This is a genomic window from Streptomyces torulosus, assembly GCF_001419765.1.
Classification (GTDB): Bacteria; Actinomycetota; Actinomycetes; order Streptomycetales; family Streptomycetaceae; genus Streptomyces; species Streptomyces torulosus.
The window spans coordinates 1-26,028 of sequence record NZ_LIRK01000180.1 but is presented as its reverse complement, the minus strand read 5'-3'; the positions used below and the strand labels follow the sequence as shown (position 1 = coordinate 26,028).

Sequence of the window (26,028 nt, the reverse complement as noted above, 5' to 3'; positions counted from 1 at the left end):
CGGCCCCGGCCCTCGGCACGGTCACGGCAGCGGAGTCCACCGCAGACCCGATGTCCACGGAAACGAGGTAACCGCCATGCGCGTGCTGTTCAACGTCTCCCCCGGCCTCGACCACCTGTATCCGGCACTGGGCCTGGCCTGGGCGTTCCGTACGGCCGGCCACGACGTGGCCGTGGCGACCGCGGGCGTCTCCGTCGACGCCGCGGCCCGGGCGGGCCTGACCGTGCGGGACGTCGCCCCGGACGCCGATTTCACCTCGGTGTTCCCGAAGAAGGGCACGCCCGAGGAGCGGATCCGGATGATGCGGGAACGCGGCGCGGAGATCACCAGGTCGGAGCGGACGCCCGAGATCATCCTGGAGAAGTTCGGCCTGATCAACGACATGATGGCCGACGGGACGCTGGAGTTCGCCCGCGGCTGGCGCCCCGACCTGATCGTGTACTCGCGGCTGCAGGGCACCGCGCTGCTCGCCGCCCGCGACCTCGGCGTCCCGGCGGTGGAGAACGGCTTCAGCTTCCTGCGCGAGGGCGACCTGCCGTCCCGGATGCTCCCCCACCTCGCTCCGACGTTCGAGCGGCTCGGTGTGCCGGTGGAGCTGCCGTTCGTGCAGCCCGTGTACTTCGCGCCGCAGAAGCTGATGCGCGGCGAGGGCGAGGGCTGGTCGATGCGGTCGATGCCGTTCCAGGGCGGCGGTGTGCTGCCGGACTGGCTGGCGGCGCCGAAGGAGCGGGCGCGGATCGTGGTGACGCTCGGCACCATCGTGCCGGGCGTGGCCGGTTCGGGCAGCCTGCGCAGTGTGCTGGACGCCTCGGCGGGCCTGGACGTCGAGTTGATCCTCGCGCTCGGCGACAACGTCGACCTGGCGCCGCTGGGCCCGCTTCCCGAGAACGTCCGGCCGGTCGGCTGGACCCCGCTGAGCGCGCTGATGCCGACCCTCGACGGTGTCGTCCACCACGGCGGCTGCGGCACCATGCTCGCCGCCGCGCAGGCCGGGGTGCCCCAACTGGCCATGCCGTACGGGGCCGACAACTGGATCAACGCCTCGATCATCGAGAGCGAGGGCATCGGCTTCGACCGGCAGCCGGAGCAGGTCGACGGGTCCGTGCTGCGCGCCCTGGTCGAGGACGGGCCGGTCCGCAAGAACGCCGCCGCTCTGGCCGAGGAACTGGCCGTGGAGCCCGGCCCCGACCGGATGGTGACGCGTCTCGTCGAGCTGGCGGGCAAGCGGCTCTGAACCCCCGACGTCCGGCCGCGGGCCTCGACCGCGCCACGACCCGGACTCGACCGGCGGTGGAGCGGGCGCCGAGAGCATCGGCCGTATCTGAAAGAGGAAGGCAGGCAAGCACGTGAGAACCCAACTGTCGCCCCTGGCCGCGCGCGGCCTCGGTGTCGCCCTGGGCACCGCCGCGCTGACGGCCGCGACCGCGTTCCCGGCGGGAGCGAGGACGACCGTCACCGACCTGGGCACGCTGCCCGGCGGCACGACCAGCCTGGCGTACGCCGTGAACGACGCCGGGACCGTCGTCGGCTCCTCGGCGAACGCCGACGGCGTCACCCGCCCCGTCAGCTGGAGCGCCGACGGACTGATATCCGACCTGGGGACGCTGCCGGGTGACGTGTCCGGCACGGCGTACAACATCAACCGCGCGGGTGTGGTCGTGGGACGCTCGGTCGGCGCCGACAAGGCCGAGCACGCCGTGCGCTGGACCCCCGACGGCCGCACCGCGCAGCTGGCGGGGCTGCCCGGCTCGACCCGGAGCAGGGCCTACGGCGTGAACACGCGCGGTGTCGCCGTGGGCTTCTCGGCCACACCGGAGCTGGTGTACAAGGCGCAGCGCTGGGACGTGGACGGCAAGGCCACGCATCTGCCGCCGCTGCCGGGCGACGTGTCCAGCGCCGCCGCGAAGATCAACGACAGCGGGGCGGCCGTCGGCTTCTCCGGCACCTCCGACGGCAAGCAGCACGCGGTGCGCTGGAACGCCGACGGCACCACGGTGTCCCTCGGCGGCATCCTGCCCGGTGACGACTCCAGCCAGGCCAGCTGGATCAACAACCGCGGGGCCATGGTGGGCAACTCCTACAGGGCGGGCAAGGGGTACGACGGCCCCTTCCACGCGGTCAAGTGGTCGCGCTCGGGCACGGCGGTCCCGCTGAACCCGCTGCCCGGTGACACGGGCTCGGCGGTGTACGGCATCAACGACGTCGGGGTCGCGGTCGGGTTCTCGTACACGCCGGGCGGGGTGTTCCACGCGGTGCGCTGGTCACCCGGCGGCCAGGTCACCGACATCGGCGCGGCCGTGTCGGGGTCGAGCGAGGCGTATCTGCTGAACAACGAGGGCGTCACCGTCGGCTATCTGACCACCGATCAGGGCGCGGTCCGCGCGGCCCGCTGGAGCGGCTGAGCGGCCCCCGACGCGAGGAGGAGCACATGGCATCGCCACAAGCGGTGAGCGAACGGCACGAGGTCACGGTGCGGGCGGCGGCCGACGACGTCTACCGGCTGCTGGCGGATCTCGACGCCTGGCCGCGGATCTTCCCGCCCTTCGTGCACCTGGAGCTGCTCGGCTCCGTGGACGGGTACGAGCGGGTCGGCATGTGGGCGCTGTCCGGGGCAGGTGAGCCGGCCGGCGGCCGCGTCGAGCACTGGGTGGCGCTGCGCCGTACCGACGACGACGCGCTGCGCGTCGAGTTCCGGCCGGAGCGCGTCGAGCCGCCGCTGGAGTCGCTGTGCCGCACCTGGTGCGTGGAGGCGGCCGGGGACGACCGCTGCGTGGTGCGGCTGGAGCACGCGTACCGGCTGAAGGACGACGACCCGCGGGCCGCGGAGGCGGTGCGGCGCACCACCGAGGAGATCGCCCACAGCGAGCTGGCCGCGGTGCAGACGGCCGCCGAGATCACCTGCCGCTTCCCCGAGCTGCTGATGACGGTCGAGGACGCGGTGGAGATCGACGGGCCGCCCGAGGAGGTCTACGACCTGCTCTTCGACGCGGCCGGGTGGCCCTCGGTGATGGCGCACGTGGTCCGGGCCGATGTGCGCGGGAGCGGACCCGGAGCGCATGTCCTGGAGATGGAGACGCTGGAGCGGCACGGCGGCCGGTTCACCACGCGCACCGCCCGCGTGGGGCTGCCGCACCACGGGATCGCGTACAAGCAGCTGCTGCTGCCGCCGCTGGGCAGTTCGCACCATGTGCGCTGGCGGATCGGGGCCGGCCCGGACGGTTCGACGACGGTGACGTCGCTGCAGACCGTGGTGATCAGGGAGTCCGGCATCGCGGCCGTCCTCGGGGAGGGCACCGGGCTGGAGACGGCGCGTGAGTTCGTGCGGGCCGAGCTGAGTTCCAAGGTGCGGCTGATTCTGGACGCCGTGAAGGAGCGCGTCGAGTACAAACGGCAGCACGATCAAGGCGAGCGCAGTGGAAAGGACGCATGATGCGAGCGGCGACGTTGTCCTCGTTCGGGCCCCCCGAGGTGCTGGAAGAGACGACGCTGAAGGAACCGCAGGCCGGGCCCGGGGAGGTCCGGGTCCGGGTGAGGGCGGCCGGGGTGCTGCCGTTCGACGTGCGGGTGCGCGGCGGGTGGACCCCGCCGTTCATCAAGCGCGAGTTCCCGATGGTCCTCGGCAACGAGTTCGCCGGGGTCGTCGACCAGGCGGGCGAGGGCGTGACGGCGTTCGCGCCCGGCGACGAGGTGCTCGGCTACAGCGTGCTCGGCGCCTACGCCGAGTACCTGACCGTGCCCGCCGACCAGATCGTCCGCAAGCCGGCGGACATGCCGTGGGAGATCGCCGCCGGTTTCCCGGGCAATGGGCAGGGCGCGCACATGGCCCTGTCGACCGTGGGCGTGGAGCCGGGTGACACGGTGCTCATCAACGCGGCCGCCGGCGGTTTCGGCACGTTCGCCGTGCAGCTGGCCCTGGCCTGGGGCGCGGGCACGGTCATCGGTACGGCGAGCGAACGCAACCACGACCATCTGCGGGCCCTGGGCGCCGTGCCGGTCACCTACGGCGAGGGGCTGGAGGAGCGGGTGCGGGCCATCGCGCCGGACGGTGTGGACGCGGCCGTCGACGCGGCCGGCCCCGAGGCGCTGCGGGCGTCGGTGGCGGTGGCGAAGAACCGCGACCGGGTGGTCACGATGATCGCCACGGAGGAGGCCGAGCGCCTGGGCCTGCGGGACGTGGCCGGTGCCCGGTCGGCGCAGCGGCTCGCGGAGCTGGTGGACCTGTACACCGAGGGCAAGGTGACGATCCATCTGCGCGCCACCCACCCGCTGGCCCACGCCGCCGAGGCGCACCGGGACGTGGAGAGCGGGCACGGCCGGGGCAAGGTCGTGCTGACCGTCGACTGAGCGCGCGAAGGACCGGGCCGCCACAGGCACCGGTCCCATGGAGGGGCGGGCCCTGCCGGGGCTCGCCCCTTCCGACGTCGAGGCCCCGCGGCCTGCGAGGCACCCACGGCCTCCGAAGAAACCCACGATCTCCGAGGCACCCACGGCCTTGGAGGCACCCCTCTGCCTTCGAGGTGCCCACGACCGGGGCTTCGAACGGGTGGGCGCACGCTCGTCACGACGACGGCACGAGCCGACGACGACAAGCCGACTACAGAGGTGAGCAGGACGTGAAGGGAATCATCCTCGCCGGCGGGAACGGCACCCGGCTCCACCCCATCACCCTCGGGGTCTCCAAGCAGCTGCTCCCGGTCTACGACAAGCCCATGGTCTACTACCCGCTCTCGGTGCTGATGCTGGCCGGCATCCGGGACATCCTCGTCATCTCCTCGCCGAAGGACCTGCCGCAGTTCCGCCGGGTCCTCGGCGACGGCAGCCGGCTCGGCCTGCGCCTGTCGTACGCCGAGCAGCCCGAACCGCGGGGCCTGGCCGAGGCGTTCGTCATCGGGGCGGACCACATCGGCGACGGCCCGGTCGCGCTGGTCCTCGGTGACAACGTCTTCCACGGCCCCGGCTTCTCCCAGGTGCTGCGCAGCCATCTCCCGCACCGGGAGGGCGCGTTGCTGTTCGGCTACCCGGTGCGCGACCCGGAGCGGTACGGCGTGGGCGAGGCCGACGCGGAGGGCCGTCTGCTGTCGGTCGAGGAGAAGCCGAAGCGCCCGAGGTCCAACCGGGCCATCACGGGGCTGTACTTCTACGACAACGACGTGGTCCGCATCGCCCGGAACCTGAAGCCGTCGGCGCGCGGTGAGCTGGAGATCACGGATGTCAACAAGGAGTACCTGGCCCGCGGTCAGGCGCGTCTGGTGGACCTGGGACGCGGCTTCGCGTGGCTGGACACCGGCACGCACGACTCGCTGCTCGACGCCTCCCTGTACGTACAGACGCTGGAGCGGCGCCAGGGCCTGCGGATCGCGTGCGTGGAGGAGGTGGCACTGCGGATGGGGTTCATCGACGCGGACCAGTGCCACCGGCTGGGCGAGGAGCTGGGCAAGTCCGGGTACGGGGAGTACGTGATGGCGGTCGCCCGGGCCGCGCGGGCCGACGGCACGGCGGTGGGCGCCGCGGCGGGCATCACGGCGGACCCGCGGGGCATCCGGCGGGTGGCGTGACGGGAGCGCGACGGAAGAGACCGCCCGGTCGTCCACGGGGACGGCCGGGCGGTCTCTTCATGGGTGCGTGCGGCCGTGGGTCCCGCGCCGGCGCGGACGCGCGGGTGCCGCCGCCACGGTGACGTCAGTGGTGTCCTGACTCCGCCGGCTGTCCCTCCTCCTGCTCCACGCCGCTCTCCGGCTCCCTCGGCTTGCGCGGCATGAGGAGCGCCGGCAGCAGCATCAGCGCGACCAGGCCGAGCACCCACCAGAACGTGTCGCCGTACGCCGCGGCGTCCCCCGCCCCCGCCTCGCCGGGCGCGGCGGTGAGGCCGACGGACAGCAGCAGGGCGACGACGGCCGTGCCGAAGGACGCGCCGACCCGCTGCCCGACCGCGATCAGTACGGTGCCCCGCGCGATGCGGTCGGCGGGCACGTCACGGTAGGCCGTGGTGATGACCGCGACCCCGATGACACCCAGGCCGAGGCCCCGCACGCACAGGGACAGGCCGAGCAGCAGGTCGCCGGGGTGCTCGGCGAGCTGGGTGAAGGCGACGGTGCCGAGGGCGGCGACCACGGTGCTGCCGAGGATGAGGGTGCGCGGGTCGTACCGGTCGGTGAGCGCGCCGGCCAGCGAGATGCCGATCAGCATGCCGAGGCCCTGCGGGGCGAGCAGCCAGCCCGTGGTGGAGCTGTCGTGGCCGAGCACCCGCGTGTAGTACAGCGGCAGCACGAAGAGGGTGCCGTAAATGGCCACGCCGTGCAGCAGGATCAGCGCCGAGGACGTCGAGAACACCCGGGAGCGGAACAGCCGTACGTCGAGCAGGGGGTCCGCGGACCGCGCGGAGTGCACACAGAACCCGGCGACCAGGGCGAGGCCGGCCAGCAGCACGCCGAGGGTGAACGGGTCGGTCAGCTGGGACACGTCCCGGACCCGGGAGAAGCCGTAGACGAGGGCGACCATGCCGGGCGGCAGGAGCAGCATGCCGACGCGGTCGACTCGGGTGTCGCGCCGCTCGCCCGAGGAGGGCAGCACCTTCCAGGCGAGGGCGAGGGCGAGCAGGATGACGGGCACGTTGACGAAGAAGATCCACCGCCAGCCCGCCGCGTCGATGATCAGACCGCCGGCCACCGGGCCCATGATGGGGGCGAGTTGCCCGGGGATGCCGACGAGGCTCATCACCCGGCCGAAGCGCTTCGGCCCGGCCGCCTCCGCGAGGATCGCCTGCACCATCGGCAGCACCATGCCGCCGCCGATGCCCTTGACCACGCGGAAGGCGATCAGGCTCTCCACGGACCAGGCGAGCCCGCACAGCACCGAGCCGGCCAGGAACACCACGAGGGCGAACATCCACATCCGCTTGTCGCCGAAGCGGTCCACGGCCCAGCCGACGAGCGGGGTGACCAGGGCCAGGGTCAGCAGATAGGACGTGTTGACCCAGGACAGCGCGGTCTCGGAGGCGTCCAGTTCCTCACCGATGTCGTTCAGGGCGACACTGACGATGGTCGAGTCCAGGAGGGACGCGATGGCACCGATGAGGAGGGTGCCCGCGAGGACGAGGAGCTTGCGGTCCAGCCGTTCGGGGGGCGAAGTCTGCATGAGGGCAACCTAAGAGCCCCTGATCCCGCCCCCCTCGAATCCGGCTCGAGATCCGGCCACGTCCCGGACCGTCCCCCGGGGGCCGCCCGGCAGGTCGGGACGGGTACGGCAGCGCTGCCGGGCCGTCGGGGCGGACGGTCCGGCAGCGCTGCCTCAGGTCGTGCGGCCGTCGTTCAGGCCGGGTTGATGTCGATGCGTCCCATCTGGCCGCCGGAGGAGTGGCCGAGCTGGTGGCAGTGGTAGAGGTACTGGCCGGTGTAGGGGCCCCAGGTCATGGCGATCTTCACGGTCTCACCGGGGCCGAGGCACACGGTGTCCTTGAGCCCCGAGTCCTGGACGCCTGCCGGTTTGCCGTTGCGTTCGAGGACCCGGAAGTACGTCAGGTGCGTGTGGAAGCTGTGGTACAGGTGGAAGTCCGGCGGCGCGGCCAGCGGCGCCTCCACGTTGCGGATCGTCCAGATCTCGCTGCTGCCGACCGTGGTCGCCACGTCGACCCGGTCCGGGTCGTAGCTGACGCCGTTGATGGTCATCGCGGGGAACGTGCGCAGCTCGAAGTCCCGTTCCACCGTGCCCCGCGGCACCGGCGGCAGCGAGGAGAGCATCGCCGGGACCTGGCTGTTGTCGGTGCTCCTGCGGTCGATGTCGAAGCGGAGCACCTCGGGGCGCTCGGTGGGCAGGGCGCCGGTGTTCTCCAGCACCACCGACTGGCCCACGGCGTAGCGGGAGAAGTCCACGACTACCTCGACGCGTTCGCCGCCCAGCATCAGCAACTCGTCGCGCTGCACCGGGCGTTCCAGCAGGCCGCCGTCCGAGGCGATCTGGGTGAACGGCGTGCCGTCGGCGAGCCGCAGCCTGATGTAGCGGTTGGCGCAGGCGTTGTAGAGGCGCAGCCGGTACTTGCGGGCCGCCACCTTGAAGTACGGCCGCTCCTTGCCGTTGACCAGCATGTGCGGGCAGTCGGAGGGGCGGGTGTAGCGCAGGGTGCCGTCGGTCTCCACGCGGGCGTCCCGAATGACCAGCGGCACGTCGTAGGCGCCGCGGGGCAGCGGCAGCTTCTTCTCCTCGGCGTCGCTGATCAGGTAGAGCCCGTGCAGGCCCTTGTAGACGTTCTCCGCCTCCAGGTGGTGGGCGTGGTCGTGGTACCAGAGGGAGGCCGCCCGCTGCTTGTTCGGGTAGTGGTACGTCCGGTTGCCGCCGGGCGCGATGACGTCCATCGGGAGGCCGTCGTGCTCGGAGTGGACCTCACCGCCGTGCAGGTGGACGGCGGCGTTCACGGTCAGGTCGTTGTACTGGCGCACCTCCACCGCGCGCCCGTGGCACGCCTTGATGGTGGGGCCGGGGAACGTGCCGTCGAAGGTGCGGACCCGGGAGGTCAGCCCCTTGACGATCTCGACGTCGGCTTCCCGCATCCGCATCTCGTAGACGTCGGTGGTGGCGCTGCGGCTGAGGGGGGCGAGGGTCTTCGGCAGCGGCAGGGCGTGCGCGAAGGGCACCGTCTCGGCGAGGTCGCCGGCCGCGGCGGCGGATCCGCTGCCGCTCAGCCCCTCCCAGGGGAACAGCGCGGCGGCACCGCCCACGACGGCGGCCTTCAGCAGATGGCGTCGGTTCAGCATGATCGGGTTCTCTTCTCCACGAGTCTCGGCGGACGGTCCGCGCGGTGCCGTGCGCCCGACGGCACCCCGACGGCGACGGCGAGCAGCAGACCGGCCGGGGCGCAGATGCGCAGCGCGGTCAGGGCGTGGTCGCCCGCCGCGGCCCACGACTCGGCGGGCGCGCCGGGGGTCAGGGCGATCGCGAGCGCGGTCACGGGCACGGCGACGGCCGCGCTCACCACGCCGCCCACGACGGCGAAGGTCCACGCCCCGCCGCCCAGGTGCCGCACGGTGTGCGCGGCGAGGGCGAGCAGGGGCAGCAGCAGGTACAGGGCGGCCGTGGCGAGCGCGAGGTACAGCACGGGCCCGCTCGCGTCCCCGCCGTACCCGCCGGCGTGCGCGGTGTGCCCGGCGGCGGACGGGCCGCCGCCGTGCCACCAGGCGTGGTCGCCGGGCTGCGGGGCGGGCGGACGCGTCCGCTCGTACGCGATCCAGGCGACGGCGGCGGCCTGCGCGAAGGCGCAGACGCCCAGCGCGAGCGGACGCAGGGACAGGACCGCGCGCCAGGCGATCCGCCGGGCACGCAGGGCGGCACCGCGAACGAACCGCACGGGCCCTCCGGACCGCGCCGCGGCACGAACGGCCGAGGCCGAGGCAGCACCCGGCACGGCCGCCACCCCCGGAGCGCCGGGAGAGGCCGACCGCGCCCCCTCGGGCAGGACACCCGACGTGCCGGGGGACGCGAGCCCTGACCCGGCACGCGGCTCGCCCGGAGTACCCAGGGCGACAGACCGCGCCGCCCCGGCAGGCGGAACACTCGGCGTACCGGGAGAGGCCGACCGCGCCCCGGGAGGCGGCTCACCCGGAGCGCCGGGAGAGGCCGACCGCGCCCCCTCGGGCAGGACACCCGACGTGCCGGGGGACGCGAGCCCTGACCCGGCACGCGGCTCGCCCGGAGTACCCAGGGCGACAGACCGCGCCGCCCCGGCAGGCGGAACACTCGGCGTACCGGGAGAGGCCGACCGCGCCCCCGCCCCGGGACCGCCCGGCCAGCCGGAGGAGGCCGGCGGTGGGTCGGCGGCCGGGCCCGGGGCTCGGGTCGTCGCCGGGCCCGGGGCTCGGGTCGTCGCCGGGCGCGCGGTCGGGGTCACGGTCGGGCGTCCGTTCCGTCGTGATCCGTCGTGCGGGCCAGCGCGTCCCACTCCTCCCACTCCGCGAGGCGTTCGCGCAGCACGCGGGGGGCGAGGTCGGCGGCGCTGTTGCCGAGCAGGATCCTGAGCGGCGGACGCTCCGCGTCGAGCAGCTTCAGCAGGGCCTCACCGGCCTTGCGCGGGTCGCCGGGCTGGAGGTGGGCGTACGCCCCGGACAGCCCGTGCCGCCGCCCCGCGAGCACCTCGTCGTACTCGGGCATGGGCGTGGCGCGGACCATGCTGCCGGCGCTCCACTCGGTGCGGAACTCGCCGGGCTCGACGATCGTGACCCGGATGCCGAAGCCCGCGACCTCCAGCGCCAGGGTCTCGCTCATGGCCTCCAGGGCCCACTTGCCGGCGCAGTACATGCCGAGGTTCGGGTAGGTCGTGAGGCCGGCGATGCTGGACATCTGGAGGATGTGGCCCGCCCCCTGACGGCGCATCACCGGCAGCACGGCCTGGGTGACCCACAGCGCGCCGAAGAAGTTGACGTCGAACTGGTCCCGGACCTGCCGTTCGCCGACCTCCTCGACGCCCCCGGCGAGGCCGTAGCCCGCGTTGTTGAGCAGGACGTCGATCCGGCCCGCCCGCTCGGCGGCCTCGGCGACGGTGGCGAGGACGGCGGCGCGGTCGGTGACATCGAGGGCGAGCGGGACGACGCGGTCGCCGTACCGCTCGACCAGGTCGTCGAGGGTCTCGGGCTTGCGGGCGGTGGCGACGACTCTGTCGCCCGCCTCCAGCACGACCTCGGTGATGGCCCGGCCGAGCCCCCGGGAGGCGCCGGTGACCAGCCAGGTGCGCGGTGTGTGCCCGCTCATCGCGCGGCCGCCCTGCGCTTCTCGGCGTACTCCTTGGCGTGGCCCAGCGTGGCGCGGCTGTTGGAGCCGAGGGCGCCGCGGATGAACTCGCGGGCCTCGGGCACCCCGGCGTCCGGGCCGAGGATCTTGGTGATGTTGTCGGCGTTGAGGACGACGGTGTGCTGGGAGGTGGCGGTGGTGACGCCGTCCTCGTCCTCGTCGAGCTGCCAGTAGCCGGTGTGCAGGGTCATCAGGGCCGGCAGGGTGGTCTGCTTGTAGGCGATGCGGTGGTGCGGGAAGCAGACGCGGATCGACTCGGTGGTGTGCTTGGAGCCGTCCTTGGTGAGGGTGTCCATGCGCAGCACCTGCAGGCCCGGGGTGTCCTCGCGCAGGGAGACCTCGGCGACGTGCGGGAGGCGCTCGCGCCAGCGGTCGGCCTCGTTGATGAAGTCGTAGACGTCCTTCGCGGAGCCTTCGATGCGGACGCTGTCCTCGAAGGAGAGGGTCAGTCCGACGGCCCGCACGGCGAGTTCGGCGTTGGTCTTCAGGGAGGCCAGCTCGGCGCGGCTGTTGCGGTCCACGGCCGCGTCGATCCAGGCGAGCCGCTCGGGGTCGTCGTCGATCGCGGAGTAGTCGTGCAGGAGCCGCACCCGGGACTCGGCGTCGCCGAGCGGTTCGATGATCCAGGTGCCGCCCATCGCGGCCACCGGCGGGGCGGGGACCTCCTGGCGGAACTCGATGCGCAGCTCCTCGGGGTGCAGGACGCGGCGCGACGTCCAGTTCTTCGGCTCGCCGTTGGCGGTGGCCCAGATGCGGATGCGCTCCTCGCGCTCGCCCTTCTCGACGTGGTCGACGTAGATGGACGGCGGGAAGATCCGGGGCCAGTTCACCACCTCGGCGATCAGCCGGTACAGCTCGGCGGCCGGGGCGGCGACGGTGATCTCGTGCTCGACCTCACGGGTCGTCATGTCCTTGTCCCTTTCGTCGGGCTGGTCAGAAGTTGCCGAGGCCGCCGCAGACGTTCAGGGCCTGCGAGGTGATGGAGGCGGCGGTGTCGGAGGCCAGGTAGCCGACGAGGCCGGCGACCTCCTCGGGGGTGGAGTAGCGGCCGAGCGGGATCTTGGCCTGGAACTTCTCCAGGATCTTGTCCTCGGTGGTGTCGTACGCGTCGGCGTAGCCCTGCCGCACGCGCTGCGCCATGGGCGTCTCGACATAGCCGGGGCACACGGCGTTGACGGTGATGCCGGTCGGGGCGAGCTCGTTGCCGAGGGCCTTGGTGAAGCCGACGACACCGTGCTTGGACGCCGAGTAGGGGGCGCCGAGCACCACTCCCTGCTTGCCGGCGGTGGAGGCGATGTTGATGATCCGGCCGCGGTCCTTGTGGCGCATGCCGCCGGTGGTGAGGACCTCGCGGGTCATCCGGAAGACGCTGTTGAGGTTGGTGTCGATGACGTCGTCCCACAGCTCGTCGGTGAGGTCGGCGGTCACACCGCCCCCGCTGCGGCCGGCGTTGTTCACCAGCACGTCGACGGTGCCGAAGCGGTCCACCGCGGCCCGCACGAACGCCTTGACGTCGTCGGCGGAGCGCACGTCGCAGGCGACGCCGTCCACCTCCAGGCCCTCCTCGCCGAGTTCCTTGACCGTGTCGCGCACGGCGTCCTCGCCGCGCGCGCAGAGGAACACCCGGTGGCCCTGCTGCGCCAGCAGCCGGGTCACCGCGAGGCCGATACCGCTGGTCGCACCCGTGACGACGGCGACCCGTCGCTCCTGTTCCGACATGAGCTCTCCTGGATAGTCCGGTCCTGGCGGCAGGAGGTTCGCGTCCGGTGCTGGAGCGGCGCTCGAACACCTCTCGGGACCGCCGGCGGCGGCCCGTCCGCCATCGCGCCGACCATCGCGGCTCGATCCCGTGTCGAGCGGATCCGGCCAGAGTCGGCCCCGACACGAGGACCTGAGAGGCGGCTATGATCAATCTCTTCCAGCCCCAGGTGGGCGCTGAGGAACTGAACGCGATCGCCGATGTGTTCGAGGACAGGTGGCTCGGGCACGGCCCCCGCACCAAGGCCTTCGAGGCGGCCTTCGCCGCGCACCTCGGAGTGGACGCCGAGCACGTCGTCTTCCTCAACTCCGGTACGGCCGGACTGTTCCTGGCGCTGGAGTCGCTGGACCTGGCGCGGGGCGACGAGGTCGTGCTGCCCTCGCTCAGCTTCGTCGCGGCGGCCAACGCGATCCTGACCACGGGGGCGACGCCGGTCTTCTGCGATGTCGACGCCCGCACCCTCAACCCCACTGCCGAGGACGTCGAACGCGCCCTGACCGACCGCACCCGCGCGGTGGTCGTGCTGCACTACGGCGGCTACCCGGGCGAGGTCGCGCGGATCGCGGAGCTGTGCCGGGAGCGGGGCATCACCCTGGTCGAGGACGCCGCCTGCTCGGTGGCCTCCCGGGTGGACGGCCGGGCCGTGGGCACCTTCGGCGACCTCGCCATGTGGAGCTTCGACGCCATGAAGGTCCTCATCACCGGCGACGGCGGCATGATCTACGCCAAGGACGCCGAACGGGCCGCCCGGGTCCGGCGCCTGGCGTACCACGGGCTGGTCCAGCCAAGCGGCTTCGGCTACGCCAAGGTGTCGGCCCGCTGGTGGGAGCTCGACGTCCCCGAGCCGGGCCGGCGGGTCATCGGCAACGACATGACCGCGGCCATCGGCGCCGTGCAACTGCGCCGGCTGCCCGAGCTGGTCGGCCGCCGCCGGGAGATCGTCGCCCTGTACGACCGTGAACTCGCCGACGCCGACGGACTGTTGCTGCCCCCGCCGCTGCCGGAGGGCCACGAGTCGACGTACTACTTCTACTGGGTGCAGATGGACCCGCGGATCCGGGACGCCGTGGCGGGCGACCTGCTGGCCGCCGACATCTACACCACCTTCCGCTACGCGCCGCTGCACAAGGTGCCGGCGTACGCGCACGGCGCGCCCGAGCCCGGCCTGCCGGGCTCCGACTGGGCGGCCGACCGCACCCTGTGCCTGCCGCTGCACCCGGGCCTGTCCGACGCCGACGTGCTCACCGTGGTCGCGGCGCTGCGCAAGTCCGTCGCCGAGCGCACCGCGGAGGTGACGGCATGAGGATCCTCGTCACCGGCGGCGCCGGCTTCATCGGCTCCCACTACGTGCGCACCCTGCTGGCCGGCGGCTACGAAGGCTTCGAGGACGCCCGCGTCACCGTCCTCGACAAGCTGTCCTACGCCGGGAACACCGCCAACCTGCCGATGGACCACCCCCGGCTGGACTTCGTGCGCGGCGACATCCTCAACACCGAGCTGCTGGACCATCTGCTGCCGGGACACGACGCGGTGGTGCACTTCGCCGCCGAGTCGCACGTCGACCGGTCGGTGGCCGGCGCCGCCGCCTTCGTCACCACCAACGTGCTCGGCACCCAGAGCCTGCTGGACGCCTGTCTGCGGCTCGGCGTCGGGCCGGTGGTGCAGGTGTCCACCGACGAGGTGTACGGCTCCATCGACAGCGGCGCGTGGACCGAGGAGGAGCCGCTGCTGCCGAACTCGCCGTACTCGGCGTCGAAGGCCGCCGCCGACCTGCTGGCCCGCTCCTACCACCGCACCCACGGCCTCGACGTCCGCGTCACCCGCTGCACCAACAACTACGGCACCCACCAGCACGTCGAGAAACTCATCCCGAACTTCGTGACCCGGCTGCTGCGCGGCATGACCGTCCCCCTCTACGGCGACGGCTCCAACGTCCGCGAATGGCTGCACGTCGACGACCACTGCCGGGCCGTCCAGCTGGTCCTCACCGGCGGGCGGGCCGGGGAGATCTACAACATCGGCGGGGCCACCGCGCTGACCAACCGGGAGATGACGGAGCGGCTGCTCGACCTGTGCGGCGCGGACTTCTCGTCCGTCGCTTACGTCGAGGACCGCAAGGGCCACGACCTGCGGTACGCCATCGACGACCGCAAGATCCGCGCCGAACTCGGCTACGCGCCCCGCCGCACCCTCGACGAGGGGCTGCGCGAGGTCGTGGCCTGGTACCGGGACCGCCCCGACTGGTGGAAGCCGCAGGCCGACGCCGCGTCCCAGGGGGGTGCGGCATGAGGCTGTACTGCTTCCCGCACGCCGGCGCCGGCACCTCCGCGTTCGCCCGCTGGCCCGAGCAGTTCGGCCCGAAGGTGGAGGCCGTGCCGGTGCTCCTGCCCGGCCGGGACGCCCGCCGCCGCGAGACCCGCGTCACCGGCCGCCGCGCCCTCTTCGCCGACCTGCTGCGCCACCACAAGCCCGTGCCCAGCGCCCCGTACGTCCTGTACGGCCACAGCCTCGGCGGCATGATCGCCTACTCGGTGGCCCGCGCCCTGGAGCAGGCCGGACGCCCGGCCCCCGCGCTGGTGGTCGTGGGCGCCTGCCCGCCGCCGGACGCCCGGGTGCGGCTCGTCCAGGCCGCCGACCTGCCGGACTGCCAGCTGATGGAGACGCTGCGGGAGGCGGGCGCCGTACCGCCCGACACCCCGCGCGGCGGGGTGTGGCAGCGCTCGGCCCTGAAGGTGATCCGCGACGACCTGCGGCTCGCGCAGTCCCTGCGGGAGGCCGCCGACGGTCCGCTCTCGGTGCCGCTGCTCGCCGTGTCCGGCGACCTCGACCCGCTCGCGGGGCGGGAGGTGATGGCCGGCTGGCGGGACTGGACCACCGGCCCGTTCGTCGAACGCACCCTCCCCGGCGACCACTTCTTCCTGCGCGGGCCGGCGCTGCCGCGGCTGCTGGACCGGGCGTGCCGGGTCGTGCAGCGCCGGGCCGGGACGCCGGAGTCCGCCGGGGCCGCCCGTACCCACCCGACCGCCTGGACCGCACCCCAGCAGGAGGACTCTCCCGTGAAGGACAACAAATGAACCGACGTGTCGTCATCACCGGTATCGGGGTGGTCGCCCCGGGCGGCGTGGGCACCAAGGAGTTCTGGTCGCTGCTGACCGCCGGACGGACCGCGACCCGCGGCATCACCCTGTTCGACGCCTCGTCGTTCCGGTCCCGGATCGCCGCCGAGGCCGACTTCGACCCGCTGCTGCACGGCTTCACCCCCGAGGAGGCCGAACGCCTCGACCGCGCCGCCCAGTTCGCCCTCGTCAGCGCCGACGAGGCCCTGCGCGACAGCGGCCTCGCCCCCGAGAGCCTCGACCCGCTGCGCACGGGGGTGACGCTGGGCAGCGCCGTCGGCTGCACGATGGGCCTGGACCGCGAGTACAACACCGTCAGCCGGGGCGGCTCCACCTGGCAGGTGGACCACACCCTCGCCGTACCGCACCTGTTCGACTACTTCGTGCCCAGCTCCATGGCGGCCGAGGTCGCCTGGCGGACCGGCGCGCAGGGCCCCGTCTCCATGGTCTCCACCGGCTGCACCTCGGGCCTGGACTCCATCGGGCACGCCGTCGAGCTGATCCGCGAGGGCAGCGCCGACGTGATGGTCGCCGGTGCCACGGAGGCGCCGATCTCCCCGATCACGGTGGCCTGCTTCGACGCCATCAAGGCGACCTCGCCCCGCAACGACGAGCCGGAGACGGCCTCCCGCCCGTTCGACGCCTCCCGCAACGGTTTCGTGCTCGGCGAGGGGTCGGCGGTGCTGATCCTGGAGGAGTTCGAGGCCGCCCGCCGGCGCGGCGCGCACGTCTACGCCGAGATCGCGGGCTTCGCCACCCGCTGCAACGCGTACCACATGACCGGCCTGACGAAGGACGGCACCGAGATGGCCGAGGCGATCCGGGTGGCCCTCGACGAGGCCCGCCTCGACCCCACGGCCGTCGACTACATCAACGCGCACGGCTCCGGCACCAAGCAGAACGACCGCCACGAGACGGCGGCGTTCAAGCGCAGCCTCGGCAGCCACGCCTACGAGGTGCCGGTCAGCTCCATCAAGTCGATGGTCGGGCACTCCCTGGGCGCCATCGGCTCCCTGGAGGTCGCCGCCAGCGCGCTGGCGATCGAGCACAACACCGTGCCGCCCACCGCCAACCTGCACACCCCCGACCCCGCCTGCGACCTGGACTACACCCCGCTGACCGCCCGCGAGCAGCGCACCGACACGGTGCTCAGCGTGGGCAGCGGCTTCGGCGGTTTCCAGAGCGCGATGATCCTGACCCGCCCGCGCAGGGGAGAGGCAGTATGACCACCCAGACCCTCGACCGCTCCGCCGCCGCCACGGACGGCCCCTCCCCGGGCACGCCCCTGGTCACCGGCCTCGGTGTGACCGCGCCCAACGGCCTGGGCACCGAGACCTGGTGGGCCGCGACCCTGCGCGGCGAGAGCGGCATCCGGCCCGTCACCCGCTTCGACGCCGGCCAGTACCCGGCGAAGCTCGCCGGTGAGGTGCCCGGCTTCGACCCGGCGGAGCACGTCTCCAGCCGGTTGCTCCCGCAGACCGACCACATGACGCGGCTGGCGCTCGCCGCCGCCGCGGAGGCCCTCTCCGACGCCGGTATCGACGCCTCGGAGCTGCCCGACTTCTCCGCGGGGGTCGTCACCGCCGCCTCGGCGGGCGGCTTCGAGTTCGGCCAGCGGGAGCTGGAGGCGCTGTGGAGCAAGGGCGGCCACCACGTCAGCGCCTACCAGTCGTTCGCCTGGTTCTACGCCGTCAACACCGGCCAGATCTCCATCCGGCACGGGCTGCGCGGGCCCAGCGGGGTGCTGGTCACCGAGCAGGCGGGCGGCCTCGATGCCGTCGCGCAGGCCCGCAGGCAGCTGCGCAAGGGCGTTCCGGTGCTGCTCACCGGCGGCGTGGACTCCTCGCTGTGCCCGTGGGGGTGGGCGGCGCACCTGGCCGGCGGCGAGCTGAGCACCGTCGAGGACGCGGACCGCGCGTATCTGCCGTTCTCCGCCGACGCCTCGGGCCATGTCGCCGGAGAGGGCGGCGCGCTGCTGGTCCTGGAGGACGCGGCCGCGGCCCGCGCGCGCGGCGTGCGCGGGTACGGCACGGTCGCCGGGTACGCGGCGACCTTCGACCCGCCGCGCGGCAAGGGCGCCCCGCGGCTGGACGCGGCCGCCGAACTGGCCCTGGCCGACGCGGGGCTGGCCGCCGCCGACGTGGACGTGGTGTTCGCGGACGCGGCGGGCCGCCGGGACGCCGACCGGGCGGAGGCGGATGCCCTCGCCGCGCTGTTCGGCCCGCGGGGTGTTCCGGTCACCGCCCCGAAGACCATGACGGGGCGGCTGGCGGCGGGCGGTGCCTCGCTGGACCTGGCGGCGGCGCTGCTGGCGCTTCGGGACCAGGTGATCCCGCCGACCGTCAACGTGTCCGAGCCCGCCGCCGACTGCCCCGTGGACCTCGTCACCGGTGAGGCCCGCCCCGCCGCCCTGCGCACGGCGCTGGTGCTGGCGCGCGGCCGGGGCGGCTTCAACGCGGCGATGGTGGTGCGCGCCGCCGGCTGACCGACCACGGACCCGCACCTGCCGACGGGACGAGCCACCCCACGGCCCGTTCCCGCTCTCCCATCGAAATGCCCTGGAACCACAAGAGACCGAGAGGACACCCCATGCCCGCACTCACCATCACCGAGCTGACCGACCTGCTGCGCGAGTGCGCCGGTGAGGCCGAGGCGGTGAACCTCGACGGCGATGTGCTGGACGTCCCGTTCGAGGTCCTCGGCTACGACTCGCTGGCCGTCCTGCAGACCACGGGCCGCATCGAGCGCGACTACGACGTGGCCCTGGACGAGGACGCCGTCACGGACGCCGAGACACCCCGCCAGTACCTGGAGCTGGTCAACGAGGCCATCTCCGTCAAGGCCGCCGCCTGATCCGCGGGCGGCCCCCCAGGTAGCCGTTCCTCCCCTTCCGCACCCCTTTCGGGCCCGTGTCCCGGCCGAGCGCCGGGCACGGGCCCGACGTGCGTTTTCACCGCAAACCAGCAGAACTCTTGAACTATCAACGGGAACCGGAAGGAATCACACCGGGACGGACACGGGACCGCAACCGGAGAGGCTCGGCACAGACCCACCCCTGATGAGAGGAGGGGCCACATGTCCGCGACGAAGGCGGTCTCCGCCGCCCCCGAACACCGGGCCGCGGCCCGGCCCGCACCACCCGGCGGTGGCCGGTGAGACCCCGTGCGACGGACGCCGTGACGGCCGCGCTCGCGCCCATGGTCTGGGGCAGCACGTACCTCGTCACCACCGAGTTCCTGCCGGAGAACCGCCCGTTGCTCGCCGCCACGGTCCGCGCCCTGCCGTCCGGGCTGCTGCTGGTCCTGGTCACGCGCAGCCTGCCGAGGGGCGTGTGGATCGGGCGGGCCGCCGTGCTGGGCGTGCTCAACATCGGCGCGTTCTTCGCCCTGCTCTTCGTGGCGGCGTACCGCCTGCCCGGCGGCATCGCCGCGCTGATCGGCTCGCTCCAGCCGATGCTCGTCCTCGGCCTCGCCGTCCCGCTGCTCGGCGAGCGGGCCCGCGGCCGGGACCTGGCGGCCTGTCTGCTCGGCACGGCGGGCGTCGCGCTGCTGGTGGGCGCCTCCGCCACCGCCCTCGACCCGATCGGGGTGGCCGCCGCGCTGGGCTGCGCCGGCTGCATGGCCTTCGGCATCGTGCTCACCAAGCGGTGGGGCCGCCCGGCCGGGCTGGTCGCCTTCACCGGCTGGCAACTCGCCCTGGGCGGACTGTTCCTGCTGCCCCTCACCCTGCTGTTCGAGGGGCTCCCCCAGCGGGTCACGACCGTGAATCTAACGGCCTACGGCTATCTGTGCCTGGTGGGCGCGGTGTTCGCCTACACCGTGTGGTTCCGCGGTGTGGAGCGGCTGCCCGCCGTGGCCGTGTCCCTCCTGGGCCTGCTCAGCCCGGTCGTCGCCGCGCTGCTCGGCCTGGTGGTGCTCGGTCAGGGCTTCACCCCGCCGCAGCTCGCCGGGGCCGCCGCCGTCCTGGCCGGGATCGTCCTCGCCCAGCTCCCCTCCCTCCGTCCCGCACGACCCCAGCGAAAGGAAAGCCATGAGCACCGCAACCGTCCAGGGCGCCGTCATCAAGTCCGGCGAACTGGAGTTCCGTCAGCTTGACGGCTGCCGGGTCGCCACAGCGGTCGGTCCGCACCTCGGGGCGCGGATCGTGCGGCTCGACGTGGTCCGGGTGCCCAGCGGTGCCGTGTGGCGGCCGCAGTCCTCGGCGCACGAGGAGAACGTCGTGGTCGTCTTCGCGGGCTCCGGCTCCGCCGCCTCCGGCGCCGCCCGCAGGCGCGTCAACCGCGCCGACACGGTGTACACGCCGACCGGCGACCTGTACGAGCTGAGCGCCGACGCCGGCATGGACCTCACCGCCTACGTGTGGAACACCACGCTGCGCCCGGACCGCGCCCCCGGCACCGAGCCCCGCCGCTTCTCCCGGCTGTGGAACGAGGAGACCCAGCTGAAGGGCTTCACCGGCACCGGTCAGGCGGAGGCCTCCGCCCGGACCGCCACCATGAACTTCCTCTTCTGGCCGGGCACCGGCTCCCCGCAGCTGTGCCTCCACTGCGGCTTCATGCAGCCCGGCGAGTACTTCAACGTCCACGTCCACCCCGAGAGCGAGGAGGCGTTCATCGCCTTCGAGGGCAAGGGCCAGCTCCACCTCGACGGCCAGTGGTACGACGCCGAGCCCGGCGACGTGCTCTACGCGCCCCCCGGTGTGCCGCACGGCACCCGGCACCCCGACGAAGACCCCGCCGCTCCCCGCTTCGCCACGTGCGGTGGCCCCACTCCGTTCGATCCGGTGCTCTATCAGCGCGCCGGTGTCTCGACAAAGGTCCGGTGATCTTCAGACATGTGCAGGATATTCGGTCACTTCGACGCCCTCGCCACACCGCACGAGCTGCGGTCCGTGGCCGCGGCCCAGCGGCACGGCGGCCCCGACGCGCAGACCCACGCGTACGGCGCGGGCTGGGCCCTGGGCAACAACCGGCTCGCGATCATGGATCTCGACGGCGGCGACCAGCCGTACACCCTCGGCGAGGACATCGTCGTCGTCTTCAACGGCGAGATCTACAACCACGACGAGCTGCGGCAGAAGCTCTCCGCCCGCGGCCACACCTTCAAGGACACCTGCGACGGCTCGGTCATCCCGGCCCTGTACGCGGAGTACGGGGCGGCCTTCCCCGAGTACCTCGACGGCATGTACTCGGTGGCCGTGGTCGACCTGCGCGGTGAGCCGACGCTCTACCTCGCCACCGACGAGGTCGGCATGAAGCCGCTGTACTACCACTGGGACGCGGCCCGCCGGCACCTGTACTTCGCGTCCGAGCTGCCCGCCCTGCTGTCCTTCCGCAACGTGGGGGCCACCCCCGCGGAGGCCGGCCTCGACGCCTACCTGGCGACGAAGACGCCGTTCGGCGAGCAGACCATGTTCGAGGGCGTCAAGGTGCTCCCGCCGGCCGCGACCGTCCGGGTCACCCGCGCCGGCGGCATGCACGTCACCATCCGCCCCACCACCGGTGCCCGCGCCCCGCACTGCGCCGAGCCGGAGGCCGCCGAGCACGTGCGGTCGCTGCTGCGCACCGAGGTGCACCGGCTCACCGAGGCCGACGTCCCCGTCTCCGCGATCACCAGCGGCGGCCTGGACTCCAGCCTCGTCACGGTGCTGGCCGCCGAGAAGGTGCGCGACCTGCACTCCTTCAACATCGCGTACACCGGCACCTGGCCGTCCGACGAGCGGGCGTTCGCCCGCGAGGTCGCCGAGCGGGCCGGTACGACCCACCACCAGGTGGAGATCGACCCGGCGACGTTCCCGTCGCTGCTGGCCGACGTCGTCTGGCACCTCGGGCAGCCCAACGCCGACCCCATCACCCTGTCCACGTACGCCCTGTTCGACGCCGTCCGCGACGCCGGCTTCAAGGTCGCCATCACCGGTGACGCGGCCGACGAGCTGTTCGGCGGCTACGACCGGCTGAAGAAGGCCATGGACGCCCCCTTCGGCACGGACTGGGTGCCGGACTACGTGGAGGCCCTCGCCGCCGTCCCGAGGAACCTCCGCGAGAGCCTGTACTCCTCGGAGTACCTCGGCTTCGTCACCGCGGCCGGCTCCGCCGCCGAGGAGATCACCGAGCGGCTGCGCGCCTCCACCGCCGACCGGATGACCACGCTCACCGAGTTCGAGATCGGCGAGCGACTGCCCGCCTACCACCTGCGCCGCGTCGACCACCTGTCGATGTCGGCCTCGGTCGAGGTGCGGCTGCCGTTCTGCCAGCCGAGCGTCGTCCGCTACGCCCGCTCCCTCAAGGCCGACCTCAAGATCGACGGCACCCGTCGCAAGAAGGTCCTCTACGCGGCCGCCGACGGTCTGCTGCCGGAGTCGGTCCTGAACCGTCCGAAGCAGCCGTTCACCCTGCCCATCACGGCCATGCTCCAGCCCGGCCAGGCGCTGTTCGACCACGCCCGCGACCTGCTGGCCGAGGACCGGCTGCGCCGCGGCGGCAAGCTGAACCCGCGCAAGGTCGAGGAGTTGTTCCGCGTCCAGGCGGAGTCCCCGAACGACCGGGCCTCGCTGGCGATCTGGTCGCTGATGGTCCACGAGCTGTGGCTGGACCAGTTCTGCTCGCCCGCCGGCACGGTCGCCGGGAGCGTCCCGGGGGTGACGGTGTGATCGGGTACATCGCACGGGCCGTGGGGGCCCCGACCCCCACCCTGGTGCTGGACCACCGCCAGCTGCCGCGGGACGAGGAGCGGCTCACGCCGGTGCTCACCCGGATCCGGGAGTGGCTGGAGGCCAACGGCCGCGGCGACATCCTCAAGTTCGCGCTCGTCGAGCCGTCCGCGCACCCCATGTTCGACCTGGACTACCGGTTCGTGCAGGGGCTGACCGGCGGCGTCGACCGGTTCGACTTCAAGGGCAGCTGCGGGCACTCCATCCTCGCCTCGGTGGTCGCCGCCGACGGCCAGGCGTGGCTGCCCCGGCTCGCCCCCGGCGGCCGGGTCCGGGTCCGGGTCATCAACAACGGCGACCACGTGGTGTGCGAGGTGGACGAGGCGCGCCGCCGCAGCGGCAGCTTCACCGTGCACTTCCTCCAGGACGCCGGGGCCCGCCTCGACGAACTGCTGCTCACCGGCAACCCGGTGGACCAGCTGATCACCAGTACGGGCGTGCAGGAAGCGTCCCTGGTCTCCATGGGCAACCCGTATGTGTTCGTGGACGCCGAGGAGCTGGGCCTGAACAGCGTGGAGGAGCTGTTCGGGGCGGGCGACGACATGTACGAGCGGATGCTGGAGATCCGCAGGGCCGCCTGCGAGCTGCTCAAGTGGCCCACCGACGGGGTCTTCCCGAAGATCGCGGCCGTCGGCCAGTACACGGAGGGCCGGCTCGCCGTGCGGGCCATCTCCGTGCCCAAGTGGCACCCCAGCATCGCGCTGACGGGCACCACCTGCCTGGCCGCGGCCTCCAGCATCCCCGGCACCGTCCCCGAGCGGCTGGCCCGCCGGGCCGGACTGGCGCGCGGTGTCATCGAGATCGACACCCCGGGCGGCAGCACCGCGGCCGCGGCGTCGGTGGCGGGGCGCGGCGACGGCGCCGACACCCTGCACTGGGTCAGCGTCAGCCGCAAACTCGCCCAGCTCGACGAGCCGGCGTGCATCGCCTCGCTCAAGAACTACGACTACAAGGAGGAAACGGCATGGCTCCCGCTGGCGGTCTGACCCTCACTCAGGCGGGCACCGGGGCCGCGACCCGCGCCGAACTCGCCGAGCGCTACGCGAGCCTCACCGAGGTCCTGCACCGGCACGCGCAGAGCGCGGACGCGGCCGCCGAACTCCCGCAGGAGGTCTTCGCCGCCCTGCGCGCCTCGGGGATCCTCGGCGCGGCCGTCGCCGTCGAGTACGGCGGCCAGGGGGGCGACTCCCTGCTCACCAACCGGCTGATCGAGCTGACGGCCGCCGCGGACCCGTCGGTCGCGATCATCCTGTTCCAGCACTACGCGGTCAGCTCCCGGATCAGCGAGTGGGGCAGCGAGGCCCAGCGCGAGCGCTACCTGCCGCGGCTGGCGAGCGGCGAGTGGATCGCGGCCTCCGCGTGGAGCGAGTCCGGTTCGGGCGCCGACAAGCGCAACCTCGCCACCAAGGCGCGGCGCACCGAGGGCGGCGGCTGGCTGCTGGAGGGCGCCAAGGCGTTCACCACGGGAGCGGGTCTGGCGGACGTGTACCTGGTGCTCGCCCAGACGTCGGCGCCGACCGACGGCGTCGCCAGCACCTACGGCAGCGACGGCCAGACGTTCTTCCTCATCGAGGCGGGCAACCCGGGCCTGTTCGCCAACACCGGCATGGACCTGGTCGGCATGCGCTCCTCCGCGACCGGCTTCGTCGAGCTGACGGCCTGCGAGGCCGACGACTCGGCGGTGCTCGGCCCGGTGGGCGCGGCGGTCCGGATCATCGCCGGGGTGCGGGAGTCCGGTGCCACGTTGGGCGCCGTCTCGGCGGGCATCGCCGCCGCCGCGTACCGGACGGCGTTCGCCCACGCGCAGCGCCGCGGTCTTGCGGACCAGCAGGCGGTGCGCCACCGGCTGGTGGACCTCGCCGCGAAGGTGGAGGCCGCCCGTGCCCTGGTCGACGCGTCGGCCCGCCGGGACTCGGCGGAACCGGGCAACACCACCCTCTACAGCAAGATCCTCGGCTCCCGGATCTCCGAGGAGGTCGTGCAGGAGGCGCTGCGGCTCCTGGGGAGCGCCGGCTATCTGCACGACCACCCGCTGAACAAGCTGGCCCGCGACGCCCGCGCGGTCGGTCTGATGGGCCCGACGAACGACCTGGCCCGGGAACTGGTCAGCGCCCCCTGGACCGCCGCCTGACCGCGGCCGCCGCGGCACCACCTCATCCACCGTCCTGCCCATCCATCGACCCGGAGGACCTGTGACGCAGTCCTACGACCTCGTCGTCACCAACGCGCGCGTAGTCACCCCTGACGGGGTCAAGCCCGGAGGCCTCGCCGTCTCCGGTGAGCGAATATCGGCGATCCTCGCGGACGGCGAACAGCCGCCCGCCAAGGAGACCATCGACGCCGGCGGCCGCTATCTGCTGCCCGGCGGCATCGACCCGCACGTCCACTTCCGTACGCCGGGCCTCACCCACAAGGAGGACTGGGCGCACGGCAGCCGGGCGGCGGCCGCCGGCGGTGTCACCACCGTCATCGACATGCCCAACACCCAGCCGCCGCTGATCGAGCCGGAGTTGGCCGCGGAGAAGGCGTCCACCGTCTCCGGCGACTCCCTGGTCGACTTCCGCTTCCACATGGGCGTCACCGTCGACAGCGTGGAGAACCTCCGCCGTCTCCAGCCCCGCCAGGCGACCTCGGTGAAGGTCTTCATGACCGGCCACCACACCGCACCCAACATCATCCGCGACCCGGTCGTCCTCGACCGGATCTTCCAGGTCGCCGCCGAGCGGGGTATCCGGCTGGTCCTGCACGCGGAGGACGACAGCGTCTTCTCGCTGCTGGACGAGACCCAGGCCCCGCCGACCGGCTACGACGCGTACGAGTCGGCGCACCCGCGCACGGGCGGCATCGTCGCCTCGTCCCGCGTCATCGAACTGGTGCGCAAGCACGGCACCGCCGCGCACATCCTGCACGTCTCCTCCTCCGAGGAGTCGGACCTGCTGAAGGCCGCCGCGAAGGCGGGCCTGCCGATCACCTACGAGGTGACCACGCACCACCTGTCCTTCTCCGCGCCCGACACGCAACGTCTGGGCGCCCGGATCCGGCTGCGTCCCGCGATCCGCTGCGAGAAGGACAAGGGGCGGCTGTGGGACGCGGTGATGGAGGGCAGCGTCGCCAGCCTGGGCAGCGACCACGCCCCGCACACCGTCGAGGAGAAGCTGCTGGCCGTCGCGGACGCCCCGCCCGGGCTGCCCGGTGTGCAGGAGCTGATCATCGCCCTGTACACGGGGATGCGGCGCCGCTACCCGGGCATGTCCACCGACGAGGCCATGCGGCACGTCGCCCGGCTCACCGCCGAGGGGCCGGCCGACCTGTTCGGGCTGGGTGGCCGCAAGGGCCGGATCGCGGTCGGCCTCGACGCCGACTTCACGCTGTTCGACCCGGACGTCACCTGGATCATGGCCGCGAAGCACACCTACGCCAAGGTCGGCTGGTCGGCGTACGAGGGCTGGACCTTCACCGGCCGCCCCGACGTCACCGTCCGCCGCGGCGAGACCATCTGGGACGGCCGGGACCCGGAGCAGCCGCGCTTCGGCACCGCGTCCGGTATCTGGCTCGACGCCGAACCGGCGGTACCCGGCGGGTTCACCGCGCAGCGCGAGACCAGCGCCTGATCCGCACGGACCGCAGGGGGGAGGGGCCGCCGGTCCCTCCCCACCGCGGTCCGTGCGGATC

23 protein-coding genes are annotated in these 26,028 nt (G+C 73.1%); 17 read left to right on the top strand and 6 right to left on the bottom strand.

From position 1 onward, the window contains the following. From AOK23_RS13045 to rfbA, 5 genes are all read left to right on the top strand, one after another. A partial coding sequence (locus tag AOK23_RS13045) for a nucleotide disphospho-sugar-binding domain-containing protein (RefSeq protein ID WP_240496373.1) occupies nucleotides 1–1,234 on the top strand: 1,234 nt, incomplete at its 5' end. A gap of 112 nt (nucleotides 1,235–1,346) precedes the next feature. After that, entirely contained in the window at nucleotides 1,347–2,402 is a 1,056-nt protein-coding gene (locus tag AOK23_RS13040) for a hypothetical protein (RefSeq protein WP_055712876.1), read from the top strand. A gap of 26 nt (nucleotides 2,403–2,428) precedes the next feature. Continuing rightward, entirely contained in the window at nucleotides 2,429–3,430 is a 1,002-nt protein-coding gene (locus AOK23_RS13035; protein WP_079049454.1) for an aromatase/cyclase, read from the top strand. After that, nucleotides 3,427–4,344: an NADP-dependent oxidoreductase gene (locus AOK23_RS13030; RefSeq protein ID WP_206336191.1), complete on the top strand. Its 918-nt coding sequence runs from the start codon at nucleotides 3,427–3,429 to the stop codon at nucleotides 4,342–4,344. The genes AOK23_RS13035 and AOK23_RS13030 overlap by 4 nt, the downstream gene beginning before the upstream one ends. A gap of 269 nt (nucleotides 4,345–4,613) precedes the next feature. Further along, nucleotides 4,614–5,555, top strand: coding sequence for a glucose-1-phosphate thymidylyltransferase RfbA (rfbA, locus tag AOK23_RS13025; RefSeq protein ID WP_055712873.1), 942 nt, complete (start codon nucleotides 4,614–4,616; stop codon nucleotides 5,553–5,555). A gap of 124 nt (nucleotides 5,556–5,679) precedes the next feature. Here rfbA and AOK23_RS13020 read toward each other — a convergent pair whose 3' ends face one another. The 6 genes from AOK23_RS13020 to AOK23_RS12995 all read right to left on the bottom strand — a co-directional run bounded on the left by AOK23_RS13020 (nucleotide 5,680) and on the right by AOK23_RS12995 (nucleotide 12,492). After that, nucleotides 5,680–7,134 carry an MDR family MFS transporter gene (locus AOK23_RS13020; protein WP_055712872.1) on the bottom strand — a complete coding sequence of 485 codons (1,455 nt, stop codon included), beginning with the start codon at nucleotides 7,132–7,134 and terminating at the stop codon, nucleotides 5,680–5,682. Nucleotides 7,135–7,307: 173 nt separating this feature from the next. Further along, nucleotides 7,308–8,747, bottom strand: coding sequence for a multicopper oxidase family protein (locus AOK23_RS13015; protein ID WP_055712871.1), 1,440 nt, complete (start codon nucleotides 8,745–8,747; stop codon nucleotides 7,308–7,310). Continuing rightward, complete coding sequence (locus AOK23_RS13010; RefSeq protein WP_055712870.1) at nucleotides 8,741–9,337, bottom strand: hypothetical protein; 597 nt, start codon at nucleotides 9,335–9,337, stop codon at nucleotides 8,741–8,743. Before AOK23_RS13010 ends, AOK23_RS13015 begins: the two co-directional genes overlap by 7 nt. Nucleotides 9,338–9,873: 536 nt before the next feature. Beyond that, the gene (locus tag AOK23_RS13005; RefSeq protein ID WP_055712869.1) at nucleotides 9,874–10,734 is read right to left on the bottom strand and encodes an oxidoreductase; all 861 of its coding nucleotides are present in this window, start codon (nucleotides 10,732–10,734) and stop codon (nucleotides 9,874–9,876) included. Then, the gene (locus AOK23_RS13000; RefSeq protein ID WP_055712868.1) at nucleotides 10,731–11,681 is read right to left on the bottom strand and encodes an aromatase/cyclase; all 951 of its coding nucleotides are present in this window, start codon (nucleotides 11,679–11,681) and stop codon (nucleotides 10,731–10,733) included. Before AOK23_RS13000 ends, AOK23_RS13005 begins: the two co-directional genes overlap by 4 nt. 25 nt (nucleotides 11,682–11,706) lie before the next feature. After that, nucleotides 11,707–12,492 (bottom strand): 3-oxoacyl-ACP reductase, encoded by a 786-nt coding sequence (locus AOK23_RS12995; protein ID WP_055521574.1) that lies wholly within the window; start codon nucleotides 12,490–12,492, stop codon nucleotides 11,707–11,709. A 185-nt stretch (nucleotides 12,493–12,677) separates the two neighbouring features. Between AOK23_RS12995 and AOK23_RS12990 the strand changes: the two genes are divergently transcribed. The 12 genes from AOK23_RS12990 to AOK23_RS12935 all read left to right on the top strand — a co-directional run bounded on the left by AOK23_RS12990 (nucleotide 12,678) and on the right by AOK23_RS12935 (nucleotide 25,967). Then, complete coding sequence (locus AOK23_RS12990; RefSeq protein WP_055712867.1) at nucleotides 12,678–13,835, top strand: DegT/DnrJ/EryC1/StrS family aminotransferase; 1,158 nt, start codon at nucleotides 12,678–12,680, stop codon at nucleotides 13,833–13,835. Continuing rightward, nucleotides 13,832–14,821 carry a dTDP-glucose 4,6-dehydratase gene (gene rfbB, locus AOK23_RS12985; protein WP_055712866.1) on the top strand — a complete coding sequence of 330 codons (990 nt, stop codon included), beginning with the start codon at nucleotides 13,832–13,834 and terminating at the stop codon, nucleotides 14,819–14,821. The genes AOK23_RS12990 and rfbB overlap by 4 nt, the downstream gene beginning before the upstream one ends. Further along, nucleotides 14,818–15,606, top strand: a complete 789-nt coding sequence (locus AOK23_RS12980; RefSeq protein WP_063791333.1) for a thioesterase II family protein — start codon at nucleotides 14,818–14,820, stop codon at nucleotides 15,604–15,606. The genes rfbB and AOK23_RS12980 overlap by 4 nt, the downstream gene beginning before the upstream one ends. Further along, nucleotides 15,603–16,874 carry a beta-ketoacyl-[acyl-carrier-protein] synthase family protein gene (locus tag AOK23_RS12975; RefSeq protein ID WP_055712865.1) on the top strand — a complete coding sequence of 424 codons (1,272 nt, stop codon included), beginning with the start codon at nucleotides 15,603–15,605 and terminating at the stop codon, nucleotides 16,872–16,874. Before AOK23_RS12980 ends, AOK23_RS12975 begins: the two co-directional genes overlap by 4 nt. Next, nucleotides 16,871–18,133 (top strand): ketosynthase chain-length factor, encoded by a 1,263-nt coding sequence (locus tag AOK23_RS12970; RefSeq protein WP_055712864.1) that lies wholly within the window; start codon nucleotides 16,871–16,873, stop codon nucleotides 18,131–18,133. The genes AOK23_RS12975 and AOK23_RS12970 overlap by 4 nt, the downstream gene beginning before the upstream one ends. A 104-nt stretch (nucleotides 18,134–18,237) precedes the next feature. Continuing rightward, nucleotides 18,238–18,501 carry an acyl carrier protein gene (locus AOK23_RS12965; RefSeq protein WP_055712863.1) on the top strand — a complete coding sequence of 88 codons (264 nt, stop codon included), beginning with the start codon at nucleotides 18,238–18,240 and terminating at the stop codon, nucleotides 18,499–18,501. Between the two features lie 344 nt (nucleotides 18,502–18,845). Continuing rightward, on the top strand, nucleotides 18,846–19,742 hold the full coding sequence (locus AOK23_RS12960; RefSeq protein ID WP_055712879.1) for an EamA family transporter: 897 nt from the start codon (nucleotides 18,846–18,848) through the stop codon (nucleotides 19,740–19,742). Further along, complete coding sequence (locus AOK23_RS12955; protein WP_055712862.1) at nucleotides 19,678–20,472, top strand: cupin domain-containing protein; 795 nt, start codon at nucleotides 19,678–19,680, stop codon at nucleotides 20,470–20,472. Before AOK23_RS12960 ends, AOK23_RS12955 begins: the two co-directional genes overlap by 65 nt. Before the next feature lie 9 nt (nucleotides 20,473–20,481). Next, nucleotides 20,482–22,296 carry an asparagine synthase (glutamine-hydrolyzing) gene (gene asnB / locus AOK23_RS12950; RefSeq protein WP_055712861.1) on the top strand — a complete coding sequence of 605 codons (1,815 nt, stop codon included), beginning with the start codon at nucleotides 20,482–20,484 and terminating at the stop codon, nucleotides 22,294–22,296. Further along, a complete protein-coding gene (locus AOK23_RS12945) occupies nucleotides 22,293–23,342 on the top strand; it encodes a PrpF domain-containing protein (protein WP_055712860.1) in 1,050 nt (349 codons plus the stop codon). The genes asnB and AOK23_RS12945 overlap by 4 nt, the downstream gene beginning before the upstream one ends. Further along, nucleotides 23,321–24,487: an acyl-CoA dehydrogenase family protein gene (locus tag AOK23_RS12940; protein ID WP_079049453.1), complete on the top strand. Its 1,167-nt coding sequence runs from the start codon at nucleotides 23,321–23,323 to the stop codon at nucleotides 24,485–24,487. The genes AOK23_RS12945 and AOK23_RS12940 overlap by 22 nt, the downstream gene beginning before the upstream one ends. Nucleotides 24,488–24,548: 61 nt before the next feature. Then, nucleotides 24,549–25,967 carry a dihydroorotase gene (locus AOK23_RS12935; RefSeq protein ID WP_055712859.1) on the top strand — a complete coding sequence of 473 codons (1,419 nt, stop codon included), beginning with the start codon at nucleotides 24,549–24,551 and terminating at the stop codon, nucleotides 25,965–25,967. Nucleotides 25,968–26,028 lie beyond the last annotated feature (61 nt).